Source organism: Allocoleopsis sp. (assembly GCF_036703385.1).
Lineage (GTDB): Bacteria > Cyanobacteriota > Cyanobacteriia > Cyanobacteriales > Coleofasciculaceae > Allocoleopsis.
This window is the reverse complement of sequence record NZ_DATNPA010000612.1, coordinates 1-14,449: the sequence shown is the minus strand read 5'-3', so window position 1 is coordinate 14,449 and position 14,449 is coordinate 1. Positions and strand designations below refer to the sequence as shown.

Sequence of the window (14,449 nt, the reverse complement as noted above, 5' to 3'; positions counted from 1 at the left end):
CAGTCCCAAACCGAGCCAGGGAATGAGGAAGGCAACTGGGCAATTGAGGCTTCTGGGGCAGTTGATACGCATCAGGTCATGATACCGCGATCGCTTCCCATAGACTCCGTCGATCGTTCGACGCAAATCCCTCTGTTGTGTATGGCGATCGTTCATTATGTTACCCGAACCAAAGAGAATGTCGTTTTAAACGATGCCGTCAATGAAGGCCAATTTACCTCCGACCCTTATATTATCGCCACCCGACCCAAATCCATTCTGTGCACTCCCCTGCTGAATCAAGGCAAACTCAGCGGTATTCTGTATCTAGAAAACAATCTTACTACTGGGGCATTTACGAGCGATCGTGTCGAAACCTTGAGAATCCTCTCTGCCCAAGCCGCCATCTCTATCGAAAACTCCCGTCTCTACAACCAATTAGAAGAATACAACCGGACGCTAGAGTTCAAAGTTGAGGAGAGAACTCAGCAATTACAAGAGAAAAATCAGGAACTCGGCGCAACTCTACAAAAACTCAAAGCCACCCAAGACCAAATTATCGCCCAAGAGAAACTCGCATCACTCGGTGCCCTCACCGCAGGCATTGCCCACGAGATTAAAAATCCCTTAAACTTTGTGAATAACTTCGCTGAACTTTCTGCCGAGTTAACCGAGGAATTGCTCGAGGAAATTGAAAATCAAAAAGATAACTTAGATACAGAAACAACAGACTATATTGAGGAGATATTAAATGACCTGACTCAAAACGTCAAAAAAATCAATGAACATGGGAAGAGGGCAGACAATATTGTGCGCGGTATGTTGATGCACTCTGGAGGCAAAGCCGGCGAGCGACAACAGACTGACATCAACGTTTTACTAGCAGAATATATCAATTTAGCCTATCACGGAATGCGTGCGAAAGATTCTTCCTTCAACATTAGTATAGAAACTGACTATGACGATACGCTCGGGTTGCTGAATGTTGTACCGCAGAATATTAGCCGAGTGTTTCTGAATGTGATCAACAACGCGTGTTACTCCGCTCACGAAAAAAGCAAAGAACTCGGCGATAAATTTTCACCCATGCTCTGGGTTAGCACAAAAAACCTAGGTGAACAGATAGAAATCCGCATCCGAGATAACGGTAAAGGGATACCCGAAGAAATTGTGGATAAAATTTTCAATCCCTTTTTTACCACCAAACCAACCGGACAAGGAACAGGTTTGGGTCTATCCATCAGTCACGATATCATTGTCCAAGAGCATCAAGGAGCGCTCAAGGTCGAAACCGAAGCGGGCCGTTATGCTGAGTTTGTGATTGTTTTGCCAAGACGGAGTTAAGTCATGAAAATCATGGTTGTGGATGACGAAGAAGATGTCCAATTATTATTTCGGCAAAAATTTAGGAAGGAAATCAAAAAAGGTATCATCGAATTTCAGTTTGCTTTTTCGGCAAAGGAGGCGCTGGAATACTTAAACAGTCAACCCGAAAATTGCGTTGTCTTGATACTATCGGATATTAATATGCCAGGGATGAATGGTCTAGAACTACTCAAAATTATTAAAGAAAAATTTCCTAACTTAAAAGTCTTTATGATTACCGCCTATGGCGATGAAGAAAATTACCGCATTGCGATGGAATATGGAGCGGATGACTATCTCCACAAGCCCGTTGAATTTGATAACTTAAAAGAAAGAATTTTGACTTATTAGCTAACCTTAATCAATCCGCAACCTATGCCAGCTAAAATCCTAGTTGTGGATGATGAGCCCGACTTAGAACTCTTGATCCGCCAGAAATTTAGAAAAAAGATTCGGCAGAACGAACTCCAGTTTGTTTTTGCCCGTAACGGTGTGGACGCCCTATCGCAGCTGCAAACTGAACCGGATATCGATATTGTCTTAACCGATATTAATATGCCCGAAATGGATGGGCTGACCTTATTAACTAAACTCAACGAGCAAAGCTCTCACATCAAAGCTATTATTATTTCGGCCTATGGTGATATTGAAAATATTAGAGCGGCAATGAATCGGGGTGCTTTTGATTTCCTAACTAAGCCGATCGATTTCCAGGATTTAGAAATTACCACTAACAAAACGTTGCAATATGTAAAACAGATGAAGCAGGCTTTGGAGCAGGAGCGCTATCTCAAGCGCCTCGAAGCCGAGAACCTGCGCCTGAGTACCGAATTAGACATCGCACGGCAGTTACAACAAATGCTCCTGCCCACAAAAGAGGAACTCAGCCAAATCAGCCAACTAGAGATTGCTGGGTTTATGAAACCAGCACAGGAGGTGGGAGGGGACTACTATGACGTGCTACAGCACAACGGAAACGTCAAAATTGGGATTGGCGATATCACGGGTCATGGTCTGGAAAGCGGTGTATTGATGCTGATGGTTCAAACCGCCGTGCGGACGCTACTGACCCATCAAGAGACTGACTTAGTAAAATTCTTGAACACAATCAACCGGACGATTTATGATAACCTGCAACGGATGCGCTGCGATAAGAACCTGACCCTCGCCTTAGTTGACTATCAAAAGGGTGTTCTGACTTTGAGCGGACAGCATGAACAAATGATTGTGGTGCGCTCCAGTGGAAGCGTTGAGCTGATTGATACCATAGATTTGGGATTCCCGATTGGCTTGACAGAAGACATTTCCGATTTCGTAGCAGAAGCTAGGGTGCAATTGAATCCAGGGGATGTGGTAGTCCTCTACACCGATGGGATTACCGAAGCCGAAGATATCAATGGGGTGCAATACGGTTTAGAGCGGCTTTGTGAGGTGGTCAAGACATGCTGGCAAAGTTCGGCGGGTGAGATTAGACAGGCTGTGATCGGCGAGGTACAGCAGCATATTGGAGAGCAAAAGGTTTATGATGATATCACTTTGCTGGTGCTCAAGCAGAAGTAAGAGACGCTCAAGGTTCAGGGAAATGTGCCATCTTCACCTTAAGCGGAATGGCGCTGACTTAAGGGAAAAGTGATCGTTTCTTGGGAAAAACCCAGATTGGGGGTTTCCCCCAAACCCCCCACTGGGGGACGGAGTGCCTCCCCCAGGCCCCCTGCACAAGGGTTGGTTGGTGAGTGAGGAAAGTTCTTAAGTCTGTACATTTACCTTAAGTGAGATGGCACTGACTTAAGCCCTGAACTAAAGTACTCCTTCGGAGAACGCTACGCGAACGGGCTAAAAGCTAAAACCCTTTAAAAGGGGTTGAAAGGCTTATTCAGTAAGCTAAAGCTTACTTCAGCTTTGAGCCTGAAATTTATTTCAAGGCTCCTAAGTCAGTGCCATCTTCGCCTTCAGTGGTTGCATCAGCTCAGCTCCCAGCCTGTTTAGAGCAAGATTTGGTCTAGTTGCTCAGGATGTGATGTAATGAGCAACGTGAGCTAAGCAGCTCTTATAGTCAAAAATAGAAATCCAATAACTCTATGAACTAATCTATTGAATTCGAGCAGCTGAAGGGAAATTTCTTGAACATGTAGCAAATCCTAATCAGGGAAAAACTATGCCAGCGAAAATACTGGTTGTGGATGATGAGCCTGACTTAGAATCCCTGATCCGCCAGAAATTTAGAAAAAAAATCCGGCACAATGAGCTTCAGTTTGTTTTTGCCCATGATGGTGTCGAAGCCCTCTCTAAGCTCCAAACTGAACCGGATATCGATATGGTATTAACCGATATTAATATGCCGGGAATGGATGGGCTAGCGCTGCTCACTAAGCTAGCAGAGCAATATCCTACTATCAAAGCTGTTATTCTTTCCGCCTATGGTGATATAGAAAATATCCGAAAGGCGATGAATCTGGGGGCATTTGATTTTCTGACGAAACCGATCGATTTTCAAGATTTAGAAATTACGACTAATAAGACACTGCAACATGTGCAGCAGGTAAAAGAGGCGCTACAAAAGGACCGTTTAGCACAGCAGGCTCAAGCTGAATTATTGAAAAATCTACAGGAAGAAGTGGCCTCGCGGCAGCAGGCTCAAGAGGCGTTACGCCACAGTGAGAGACGGTTGACTCAATTTCTAGAAGCGTTACCGGTGGGGATATTCGTCGTTGATAGCAGTGGTAAAACCTACTACGCAAATCAAACGGCACAGCACTTATTGGGTAAAAGTATCGCACCGGATGTAACGGCTGAACAATTGCCAGAAGTTTATCAGGCGTATGTCGCGGGAACTCAGCAACTTTATCCTGCTGACGAACAGCCAATCGTGCGGGCATTAAGCGGTGAAAGAGCAACCGTTGATAATATGGAGCTTCATCAAATAGACGAGATTATCCCCTTAGAGGTATGGGCAACCCCAATTTTTGATGAACAGGGTAATGTAGTTTATGCGATCGCAGCTTTTCAAGACATCACCCAACGCAAACGGGCGGAAGCTGAGCGAATTCGTTTTACCCAAGAACTGGAATTCAAGAATACTCAATTGCAACGCTTGGATCAAATCAAAGACGAGTTTTTAGCCAATACCTCCCACGAACTCCGCACCCCCCTCAATGGCATTATCGGCATCACGGAATCCCTACTCGACGGTGCGGCAGGTGAACTCAATGATCGGCAAAAAGCCAATCTTTCGATGGTTGTCTCTAGTGGGATGCGGCTGGCAAATCTGGTTAATGATATCTTGGATTTCGCCAAACTGAAAAACAGGGATATCACACTGCAAAGACAGTCTGTAGACTTTCGCCAGATTGCAGAGGTTGTTCTGACGGTTTGTCGCCCGCTTGTGGCGGGTAAATCCATTGAACTAAATAACGTAATTCCAGAGGATTTGGTTGCCGTTGAAGGGGACGAGAATCGCCTCCAACAAATTATGTACAATTTGGTCGGCAACGCGCTCAAGTTCACTGAATCGGGGTCCGTGACCGTGTCTGCGATCGCACTCGACAGTATGGTAGAAGTCACCATCTCTGACACCGGTATTGGCATCTTACCCGATAAATTTGAGAACATCTTCAAATCCTTCGAGCAAGTGGATGCGTCTGTCTCCCGTGAGTATGGTGGAACCGGGCTTGGACTAAGTATCACAAAACAACTCGTGGAACTTCACGGCGGCACAATCCGCGTCGAGTCAGCACTGGGTCAGGGTTCCCGATTCATTTTTACTCTGCCCAGTAGTACTCAAACCCCAAATAGAACGTTAGACTACAGCCGAGTACTTGCTAGAGTGCGGGAAAATGAGGCTTTGCCACCCCATACCCTATCCCCAACAGTACAATCCAATAGCCAATTAACCATCCTGGTGGTGGACGACGAACCGATCAATTTGCAAGTTGTTGCCAACCACCTGTCCTTACAAAATTATGCGATCGTCCAAGCGACTAGTGGAATAGAGGCATTAAAAAAGATTGACAGCGGACTCAGACCCGACTTGATTCTACTCGATATCATGATGCCGAAGATGTCTGGCTATCAAGTCTGCCAAAAAATCCGCGAACAGTTTCCAGCTTCGGAAATGCCTGTTGTCATGTTAACGGCCAAAAATCAAGTCTCCAACCTAGTCGCAGGCTTGGATGCTGGGGCTAATGATTATCTGAGCAAACCCGTACTCAAAAATGAACTCTTAGCCCGCATTAAAACACATATCAATTTATCTAAAATTAATATCGCTTACGGTCGGTTTGTGCCCCATGAGTTTCTGCGTTTCCTCGGACATAAAAGTATTGTGGATGTCCGTCTGGGTGACCAGATCCTCAAGGAAATGTCAATTATGTTTGCTGACATTCGCGACTTTACGACTCTCTCAGAGGAGATATCGCCCAAGGAAAACTTTGATTTTCTCAATTCTTATTTGAGCCGGGTGGGGCCGATCATCCGCCAGCATAATGGCTTTATTGATAAATATATTGGGGATGCAGTGATGGCTCTGTTTCCTGATACAGCTGATGAGGCCGTGCAGGCCGCGATCGCGATGCAACAAGAAGTCTCACTCTATAATAGCGATCGCCAAAAATTGGGCTATCCATCCCTTGCGATCGGCATTGGCTTGCATCGGGGTAGTTTAATGCTGGGTACCATTGGCGAAGAACGGCGCATGGAAAGCACGGTAATTGCTGATGCCGTTAACCTGGCCTCTCGCTTAGAAGATTTGACTAAAGTGTATGGTGCAGCCATTTTGATTAGCGGGCCGACTTTATTTAGTCTGGAAACACCTACCCAATATCAGTATAGATTTATCGGTCAAGTGCAAGTGAAAGGCAAACGAGAACGTGTTTCGGTATTTGAAATTTTCGAGACAGACCCGCCTCAGCTCCGAGACCTAAAGCAACAAACCAAAACCTTGTTTGAAGAAGCAATTATACTTTATAATAGTCAAAATAATAAATTAGCTTATCAAAAATTCAAGGCAATCCAAAAGATCAACCCCCAAGATAAAGCAGTTAGTTTTTATATCAAAAGCTGTGAAAAATTTTTGAACTAGTTAAGCTGAATGTCACTGTTATAGCATAGCTTCGTAGTCAACACTTCACTACTGGAGGTACTTGCATCGCTGACTACAAACGTTTAAGTCAGTGACATTCGACTTAGCCAGAAGAACATGAATTTAATTCAATCCATGAGCAATTGAGCGGGTGCAGCACCAATTGCTGGGTAGTGCAGAAGGCCATCCCATCCGCACTGCCTCCGGACAGATTGTATGAATCGTCAGTTGACAGTCAATCATCTGCAATCCCTCTTTTTCCACATGCTTTACTCCTTGTTTCAGAATCGAGTCATTCTTGAATTCAATGGTTCGGTTGCACTGAATGCAAACCAAATGATGGTGATGATTTGGGAAAGGCTGATTGAGCTCGTAATGTTTATGTCCTTCTGCCAACTCCAATTCCCGTAAAATGCCCATCCGCGACATCAACTTGACGCTGCGGTAAATGGTAGATAAGCTAATGGGCTCTCCACGCTGCTGTAGCAGCTCGTGGAGTTCCTCAGCACTAAGATGGTTTCCTCTGGGCAGATTTTGAAAGACATGCAGAATTGTTTCCCGTTGTGGCGTCAAACGCCAACCTCTGGAATTGAGTTCGGCTTTGAGTGAAGCGGCTGTGTAAGGAGGCATAATAACTCTCTCAAAAAAAACCGATTATTGACAATGCATTATTGACAATAATAGTTACTTGCATCGGTCACTTGCAACAAAATCTGCTAGTTGAGAATAAATGTCAGTGGCTTATTGATCCATACTGAAAAACCAGTTGCGGCTCTAAGGACGATGAGATTGTTCTTAGAATGGTATTAATACCACGTTGCGGTCTAAACTGGATTCTCTCCAGTTGGTAATCGACAATGGGGTATAGGTCATTGGTCATGGTAGCGCTCTCCCCAATCCTCAGTCCCCAACAGACACTGAACAGCTGCAACTTGGTATAATAATCGTTTTTTGGGTTATCCCAGTGAGGCGGCTGCTCCTCTGACCGGGTAATGCACCCCACTAGCAAGGGGTCGCATCTGATTCACAGGCACAGGGTTCAACCCATCCTCGACCTAGCTGACACCGATATAGCAGCACCGAGCTACAGCCTAGGATGTTGCTACCACCTCAACAGCGATAATTTTAATATGTCCAAATACGACTCTTATCTAAGATGTTCTTTTTGCGGTAAGTCTTCTGAGCAGGTACGCAAATTGATAGCCGGACCGGGCGTCTACATTTGTGATGAATGCGTGGAACTGTGCAATGAGATCTTAGATGAGGAACTGTTCCACTCATCCAATGACACAGCGATCCAAGGGCCTCAGGACATCGACCCTGCCCAAGACCAACCCATCCCAGCTATGCATCGAGCTTGGCATCAACTTCCCAAACCGACTGAAATCAAGCAAGCTTTAGACCAGCATGTCATCGGTCAAGAGCAGGCCAAAAAAGTTCTATCTGTTGCTGTTTATAACCATTACAAGCGCCTCAGCGTTGACCAAAGCGAGAGCAGCAAAAATCTCTCTGATGAGAGTGTGAAGCTCTCTAAGTCTAACATTCTTCTGATTGGGCCTACGGGCTGCGGAAAGACCCTTTTGGCTCAATCTCTGGCGACTCAGTTGGATGTTCCCTTTGCGGTTGCTGATGCTACCACACTGACAGAAGCGGGTTATGTCGGGGATGATGTAGAAAATATCTTGCTGCGATTGCTGCAAGTCGCTGACTTTAATGTCGAAGCAGCGGAGCGAGGTATTATCTACATTGACGAAATTGATAAGATTGCCCGTAAAAGCGAAAATCCATCAATTACACGGGATGTTTCGGGGGAAGGCGTTCAGCAAGCGCTCTTAAAAATATTGGAAGGGACAGTGGTGAATGTACCGCCCCAAGGTGGGCGTAAGCATCCTTATCAGGAGTGCATTCAACTTGATACCAGTAATATTCTTTTTATTTGTGGCGGTGCCTTTGTCGGGTTAGACAAATTGGTAGAGCAACGCATCGGAAAAAAATTGATCGGTTTTGTTCAAGCCAGTGAGGAACAGTCGCTGCCAAAGCCGACATCAGAATTCTTCAAACATTTAGAGCCAGAGGATTTGGTTAAATTTGGTCTGATCCCGGAGATGATTGGGCGCTTGCCTGCGGTCACATCCGTTGAACCCCTGGATGAAGATGCCTTGATGAGGATATTGACACAACCTCACAATGCTTTGGTGAAGCAATACCAAAAATTGCTGAAGATGGATAGTATTCGTCTAGAGTTTCAGCCGGATGCTCTAAGAGCGATCGCCCAAGAAGCGGTTCGACGCAAAACCGGCGCTAGAGCTCTGCGAGGCATCTTAGAAGAGCTGATGCTGGATATCATGTACGAGTTGCCCTCTCGCAAAGATATTCATCGCTGCACGATTACCAGGGAGATGGTTGAGAAACGCTCCACGGCTGAATTGCTCACCCATCCCTCTTGGTTGCTCAAATCTGAATCGGCCTAGAAGTGTTGAGCCAACGGTAGCGATCGCTTCTCGATTCGAGTGCTTGATTCGTGAACGGGGTCTAAACCTCGCCACCCTAAAACAGCGATCGCCGCTCCTGTTTAAGACCTATCCGGCAAACTGACTCTAAAGACGTCGGGAGTTGGGTGTTGGAGGTTGATGCCGTAAGCTAGCAATCAGCAAGCAGATAATACCTGCGTTAATGAAAACATCTGCCAGGTTGAATACAGCGAAATGAATCAGACGAAAATCCAGAAAATCCACGACGCAAGTTAAAAGCTTGCCATCTACTACGCAACTGTTGAAAAAACGGTCAATGCCATTGCCCAATGCTCCTCCTAAGATAAACCCATAGCCTAGCTGCTCCAGCGTATTCATGGCAGGCCCCAACCAAGCGAGTGCGATTAAACCAATGCTCACGACCAAAGACAGCCAGCGCAACCAAGCTTCTCCCTGAAAGAAACTAAAAGCCGCGCCAGGATTTAAGACATAAGTAAAGTGAAAGACATCAGACCACACCGCTAAGGTCTCCTTCAGATCCAAATTCTGCACCACTAAATATTTGGTCAGCTGATCCAATATCAGACTGATAAAAGCAGTAACCCAGAAGAAACGGTTTTTCAGGGACTTGGTCATTGGTTATGGGTCATGGGGTCGAAGGTTAGTAAGGTTGAGCATTGGAGGATGAGGCTTTTTGAAGATAACTTTCAACCTGCAACCTGTCAACCTGTAACCTTTCTTGGGTTCTAGGACAGCAAGCTAGTAGAACATCAGTTGCCGCAGGGCAAACGCCAAAACGGTAACGGCACAGGTTACCACCAGTTGTCCTGGTAGGGGATAGATTGAGTATTTCATAATAGATTGCAGTAAGGACAAGTTGCCAAAGGCTGCCAAGTTGAGGGCGTGGAAAACGATCAAATAGCCTATACCGTAGAGATGGATTGTCAAAAGACCACAGAGGCAACTAAAGGACAAAGATTCGATACGCGGCGGCATCCGAAAAGCCAGAAACCCGCAAACCCAAGCACCCAGAATAAAGCCCAGTAAGTAGCCAAAGCTAGGCTGTTTGAGATAACTCAGGCCACCGCCTTGAGTAAAGACGGGCAGGTTTGAGCCCAAGCCTAGGACAATATAAGCGATTTGAGAAAGGGCACCGGCACTTTTACCGCCTAAACAACCCGTGAGGAGGACAGCCCCGATTTGATAGGTAACACCAAGCGATACGGCCTGGATGCCATGACCGGACCAATCCCAGGGCGGATTGGTTGCAAAGGCTTCCACAAAAGTGCCGCCGATTGTCAGCAGTAAGCCAATCAACGCCCACATAAGTTCATTGGGAACAGACACAGTCAGCAAGAGGCCAGTAGCCAAAAATGTAAAGGGTAGAAGGCATTTATTGTAAAAGAAAGAATGTCTTTCGTTTTACTCCCCCAAAAATTGCTTAAAACATAAAAGCCTATACAGGAGAGCAGGATTACTCTTCAGGGATTGATGCTCTGCCAGGCGGTGAACTACTCCCGGTCAGTGCGATCGCACTTGCTCAGACCTTTCGGTCTCATGAGAGAATACCTCTGGCTAGACCAAGTTGGCAGAAGGCAGGAGGCAGGAGGCAGAAGGCTTTTCTGAAAGAAAGTTTGTACAGTAAGCTTTTAAACTTTTTCAACTGGATAGTTATTTCCGCCTGGGTGTACTAGACTGTCGCCCTGCCTTAAGTGTTATTTCCCGCTGACAGTAGCGCTGATTTTCAATGCTATATCTGTTTTGGGGCTGAATTTAGTTTTTTCTACGATATTTTGCGAAAAAATCAGCTAAAATCGTTATAGAATTTAGCTGATCTTCAGGTTAAATAAAGTCAAGTTAACAATCATTCGCTGAAGCTTAAAGAAAACAAAATTAAACTAGGTTCAAAGAATATTGAGGATTTCCAGCAATTAGCTGAATTACTCCCCATTTAGCTAATGAATAAGCCAAAGGGAACTCATCATTTTCCATTAAATTTTTGGTGAGCGTAGCGAAGTGACTAAAGGTCAGCTCTCTTAATCTTCCCTTTACGTAAAAGCGCTATCCTTCTATAGGTTTACTGAATAGAAGTAAAAAAAATTAGATAGCGATGCTTTTTCGGATTGACCTTACTCATCCCACTCGTTTAGTTGCCTCAATTTCGGCGGTGGCTTTGACAATCAGCTTAGCCGCTTGCGGTGGGCAGAAAGCTCCAGACAATGCGGCTAATGGTGGTGCTTCTCCTAGCGGTGAAACTTCTACGGCAGGCGGAACTTCTACAGCTGGCTCAGATAAACTCGCCCTCAATCAGAATGTAAGACTACTGGGCGCAGGTGCAACGTTCCCAGCTCCGCTGTATCAGCGTTGGTTTGCTGATTTAAACAAGGAATATCCCAAAGTCCAGATCAATTATCAGGGAAATGGTAGTGGCGCAGGCGTGGAGCAGTTTACCAAAGGCATTGTAGACTTTGGGGCTAGTGATGTTGCCATGAAGGATGATGAAATCCAGAAGGTGGGCGATAAAGGTGTGATTATGCTGCCCATGACAGCCGGCAGCATCGTACTCGCCTATAACCTCCCAGAAGTGACGGGTGAACTGAAGCTACCCCGGCAAGTGTATGCCGATATTTTCCTGGGTAAAATTAAGAAGTGGAACGACCCTGCGATCACCAAGGCTAACCCAGATGTAAAACTGCCAGACCAAAATATCACAGTAGCCTATCGCTCTGATGGAAGCGGTACAACAGGTGTGTTCACCAAACATCTGAGTGCTATTAGCCCAGAGTGGAAAACCAAGGTTGGGGAAGGTAAAACGGTACAGTGGCCTACTGGCACTGGCGCACCCAAGAATGATGGCGTCGCCGCCCTAATTAAGCAGAATAAGGGGACAATTGGTTATGTCGAGTACGGCTACGCCGCCAAAAATCAACTCAAGTTTGCTTCTTTAGAAAACAAAGCGGGCAAATTTGTTGCCCCCAATGACCAGTCTGCGGAGAAAACCCTTGAAGCGGTGCAACTGCCTGAAAACCTTCGGGCTTTTATCACCGATCCAGAAGGGGCAGACTCCTATCCCATCGTTACCTATACTTGGATGCTCGTCCATAAAAAGTATTCCGATCCAGCAAAAGCCAAAGCGATCGAAGCCATGATTGAATATGGCTTGACGAACGGTCAGAAGGTTAGCACCGAATTGGGGTATGTTCCTCTACCCAGTAAGGTTGTCGATAAAGTAGCCACCACTGCCGATGGCATCAGCGCCGACTACAAAATGAACATTACCAAATAACCCCTAGCTGTAACCTTGAACCTAGCTCAATGGCGATCGCCAATCAAAACAGTATTCGTCCAAGGGTGCAACTCGCGATGCGGCTCTTGAGTATGGTACATCCAGGCTAACAGTGAGCTAACGTTCGCTCCTCCATTCTTCACACAAGTCTGTTCGGTAAAGTCCACTATGACGGCACAAGCTAGGAATCCTCAAACCACGTTTCAACCACGCTCCTCGGCAGAAAAATCCCTAGATAGGGGTTTTCTCTGGCTAACTCGCATCTTGGCGCTGGGGGTTGCCGGTGTTTTGCTCTTCATTGCGCTAGTGGTTGCCTTTAAGGCGTTGCCGGCTATCCAGAAATATGGTTTAGGTTTTCTGACGAGCAGCGATTGGAATCCTGTGGCAGAATCTTACGGGGCGCTGCCTGTGATCTATGGCACAATTGTGAGTGCTGCGATCGCCTTGTTATTGGCAGTACCCCTGGGAGTTGGGACGGCAGTTTTCTTGAGCGAAGATTTTTTACCCTTATCCATTCGGACTCCGCTGATCTTCATGGTGGAGCTTTTAGCGGCTATTCCTAGTGTTGTGTATGGACTGTGGGGCATTTTTGTCCTGATTCCTCTACTCAGTAATGTAGGGGCGTGGCTTCACAACTACTTGGGCTGGTTGCCAATCTTTAGCACACCCCCCGCAGGCCCAGGCATGTTGCCGGCTGGTGTGATTTTGACCATTATGATTTTGCCCATCATTACGGCAATTTCTCGCGATTCCCTAGCCGCCCTTCCTCCTGATCTTCGACAAGCTTCTCTGGGTTTAGGAGCAACGCGCTGGGAAACGCTGTTCAGAGTACTCATTCCAGCTGCCTTCTCCGGTATTATTGGTGCGGTCATGCTAGCACTCGGTCGTGCGATGGGAGAAACAATGGCTGTTACCCTGCTCATTGGTAATTCCAATAAGCTGAGTTTTTCCCTGCTAGCTCCTGCAAACACGATCGCTTCCCTACTGGCCAACCAATTTGCTGAAGCATCAGGTCTGCAAATTGCTGCTCTGATGTATGCGGGATTAATTTTGTTTGTGATAACACTAATCGTCAACGTGTTGGCGGAGTTGATCGTTCGCCAAGTTAAGAAGTTCTAACCCAAGAATGGAGTCTACTGTAGATATAGGTAGAGTTTTGTTATATGTCAACTAGTCCCCAAACTCAATATTCTCAGGACTCCCCCACGAGTGGGATGACTCGGTCTTACGGCAGTCCGCGATCACTATTCGGGATAGTCATGACAATCGTGGCGGGTGCCTGTCTGGCCATTACCTTGGTGCCTTTATTTGCAGTCATACTCTATGTACTCAGTAAAGGAATTAACCGCCTAAACTTCAGTTTGTTTATTCAGCTACCACCCGCCGCCGGTCAAGCCGAAGGGGGTATTGCGAATGCGATAATTGGCACTCTGATGGTAGTAGGAATTGCGACTCTCATAGCCGTTCCGTTTGGCGTATTAGCAGCGGTTTATTTATCAGAGTTCAGCTCCGGTAAATTGACTCGCTGGATTCGTTTTGCAACAAACGTACTTTCCGGCGTTCCTTCAATTATTGCTGGGGTTTTTGCCTATGGGATTCTGGTTCAGCCAAGTATTCTGACAAAGTTTGTTTTACAAAAACCTGAGGGTGGCTTTTCAGCAATTGCAGCTGGCGCAGCCCTAGCCGTACTCATGTTGCCGACTATTGTGCGGACGACTGACGAAGCGTTACAGATAGTTCCACAAGATATTAGATGGGCATCTCTAGGAGTGGGAGCTTCTAACTACCAAACGGTGTTAAAGGTTGTTCTGCCAGCCGCGATACCCGCCATTCTGACAGGAGTTACTCTAGCGATCGCCCGCGCTGCTGGAGAAACAGCTCCTGTACTTTTCACAGCCTTTAATTCACCCTTTATGCCGAATTTACCTCCTCAGGGTTTATTAGAGCCAATCGCCACTCTTTCTTACTTAATCTACGACTTTGCTAGAGTAACCGATGCATTCCAAAATGAGCTAGCTTGGGCCGCTTCCTTAATCTTGGTGTTCATGATCTTGCTGACCAGCATACTCGCTCGCTGGGCAACTCGGAAGAGAATTTATTAAAAAACAGTTGAGTATGCCAGTCGTGAGTCTATAAAATCATTAAGGAGTTAGAGAATACAGTAATAATCGATACAAAATTCCCATCAATAGCTATAATGATTGCGTCGATTTGATTCTACACCTGCCCTTAGACATAAAAATAAGCCACCTTCAAGGTTTTATGTTGAAT

The 14,449-nt window shown here is 46.0% G+C and carries 12 protein-coding genes; 8 read left to right on the top strand and 4 right to left on the bottom strand.

Annotated features, from left to right (window positions below):
* The 4 genes from V6C93_RS29360 to V6C93_RS29345 form a co-directional block, all read left to right on the top strand.
* Positions 1-1,323: GAF domain-containing sensor histidine kinase (locus tag V6C93_RS29360; protein ID WP_333480217.1), on the top strand; the 1,323-nt coding region annotated here is incomplete at its 5' end.
* A 3-nt stretch (positions 1,324-1,326) separates the two neighbouring features.
* The gene (locus V6C93_RS29355) at positions 1,327-1,695 is read left to right on the top strand and encodes a response regulator (protein ID WP_333480216.1); all 369 of its coding nucleotides are present in this window, start codon (positions 1,327-1,329) and stop codon (positions 1,693-1,695) included.
* A gap of 24 nt (positions 1,696-1,719) precedes the next feature.
* Positions 1,720-2,904: a PP2C family protein-serine/threonine phosphatase gene (locus tag V6C93_RS29350; RefSeq protein WP_333480215.1), complete on the top strand. Its 1,185-nt coding sequence runs from the start codon at positions 1,720-1,722 to the stop codon at positions 2,902-2,904.
* A gap of 595 nt (positions 2,905-3,499) precedes the next feature.
* Entirely contained in the window at positions 3,500-6,421 is a 2,922-nt protein-coding gene (locus V6C93_RS29345; RefSeq protein ID WP_333480214.1) for a response regulator, read from the top strand.
* A 123-nt stretch (positions 6,422-6,544) separates the two neighbouring features.
* On the opposite strand, the gene V6C93_RS29340 is transcribed toward V6C93_RS29345, so the two are convergent.
* Positions 6,545-7,051 carry a transcriptional repressor gene (locus tag V6C93_RS29340; protein WP_333480213.1) on the bottom strand — a complete coding sequence of 169 codons (507 nt, stop codon included), beginning with the start codon at positions 7,049-7,051 and terminating at the stop codon, positions 6,545-6,547.
* Between the two features lie 362 nt (positions 7,052-7,413).
* Here V6C93_RS29340 and clpX point away from each other — a divergent pair, with 362 nt between their 5' ends.
* Positions 7,414-8,892 carry an ATP-dependent protease ATP-binding subunit ClpX gene (clpX, locus tag V6C93_RS29335; protein WP_414644304.1) on the top strand — a complete coding sequence of 493 codons (1,479 nt, stop codon included), beginning with the start codon at positions 7,414-7,416 and terminating at the stop codon, positions 8,890-8,892.
* 126 nt (positions 8,893-9,018) lie between these two features.
* Here clpX and lspA read toward each other — a convergent pair whose 3' ends face one another.
* Both lspA and V6C93_RS29325 read right to left on the bottom strand, forming a co-directional pair.
* The gene (gene lspA, locus V6C93_RS29330; protein WP_333480211.1) at positions 9,019-9,528 is read right to left on the bottom strand and encodes a signal peptidase II; all 510 of its coding nucleotides are present in this window, start codon (positions 9,526-9,528) and stop codon (positions 9,019-9,021) included.
* A 123-nt stretch (positions 9,529-9,651) separates the two neighbouring features.
* Positions 9,652-10,239 (bottom strand): biotin transporter BioY, encoded by a 588-nt coding sequence (locus tag V6C93_RS29325; RefSeq protein WP_349262876.1) that lies wholly within the window; start codon positions 10,237-10,239, stop codon positions 9,652-9,654.
* Positions 10,240-11,002: 763 nt separating this feature from the next.
* Here V6C93_RS29325 and pstS point away from each other — a divergent pair.
* Positions 11,003-12,178, top strand: coding sequence for a phosphate ABC transporter substrate-binding protein PstS (gene pstS, locus V6C93_RS29320; RefSeq protein ID WP_333480209.1), 1,176 nt, complete (start codon positions 11,003-11,005; stop codon positions 12,176-12,178).
* A 26-nt stretch (positions 12,179-12,204) separates the two neighbouring features.
* Here pstS and V6C93_RS29315 read toward each other — a convergent pair whose 3' ends face one another.
* Positions 12,205-12,345, bottom strand: coding sequence for a hypothetical protein (locus V6C93_RS29315; RefSeq protein WP_333480208.1), 141 nt, complete (start codon positions 12,343-12,345; stop codon positions 12,205-12,207).
* Between the two features lies 1 nt (position 12,346).
* Here V6C93_RS29315 and pstC point away from each other — a divergent pair, with 1 nt between their 5' ends.
* The gene (gene pstC / locus V6C93_RS29310) at positions 12,347-13,297 is read left to right on the top strand and encodes a phosphate ABC transporter permease subunit PstC (RefSeq protein ID WP_333480207.1); all 951 of its coding nucleotides are present in this window, start codon (positions 12,347-12,349) and stop codon (positions 13,295-13,297) included.
* A gap of 44 nt (positions 13,298-13,341) precedes the next feature.
* A complete protein-coding gene (gene pstA, locus V6C93_RS29305; RefSeq protein ID WP_333480206.1) occupies positions 13,342-14,280 on the top strand; it encodes a phosphate ABC transporter permease PstA in 939 nt (312 codons plus the stop codon).
* Positions 14,281-14,449 lie beyond the last annotated feature (169 nt).

Excerpts from the sequence above, each read along its gene's own strand:
- V6C93_RS29355 (WP_333480216.1), top strand. The coding sequence starts at position 1,327 with ATGAAAATCATGGTTGTGGATGACGAAGAAGATGTCCAATTATTATTT.
- pstC (WP_333480207.1), top strand. The coding sequence starts at position 12,347 with ATGACGGCACAAGCTAGGAATCCTCAAACCACGTTTCAACCACGCTCC.
- pstS (WP_333480209.1), top strand. The coding sequence starts at position 11,003 with ATGCTTTTTCGGATTGACCTTACTCATCCCACTCGTTTAGTTGCCTCA.
- V6C93_RS29340 (WP_333480213.1), bottom strand. The coding sequence starts at position 7,051 with ATGCCTCCTTACACAGCCGCTTCACTCAAAGCCGAACTCAATTCCAGA.
- clpX (WP_414644304.1), top strand. The coding sequence starts at position 7,414 with ATGCACCCCACTAGCAAGGGGTCGCATCTGATTCACAGGCACAGGGTT.
- V6C93_RS29345 (WP_333480214.1), top strand. The coding sequence starts at position 3,500 with ATGCCAGCGAAAATACTGGTTGTGGATGATGAGCCTGACTTAGAATCC.
- lspA (WP_333480211.1), bottom strand. The coding sequence starts at position 9,528 with ATGACCAAGTCCCTGAAAAACCGTTTCTTCTGGGTTACTGCTTTTATC.
- V6C93_RS29350 (WP_333480215.1), top strand. The coding sequence starts at position 1,720 with ATGCCAGCTAAAATCCTAGTTGTGGATGATGAGCCCGACTTAGAACTC.
- pstA (WP_333480206.1), top strand. The coding sequence starts at position 13,342 with ATGTCAACTAGTCCCCAAACTCAATATTCTCAGGACTCCCCCACGAGT.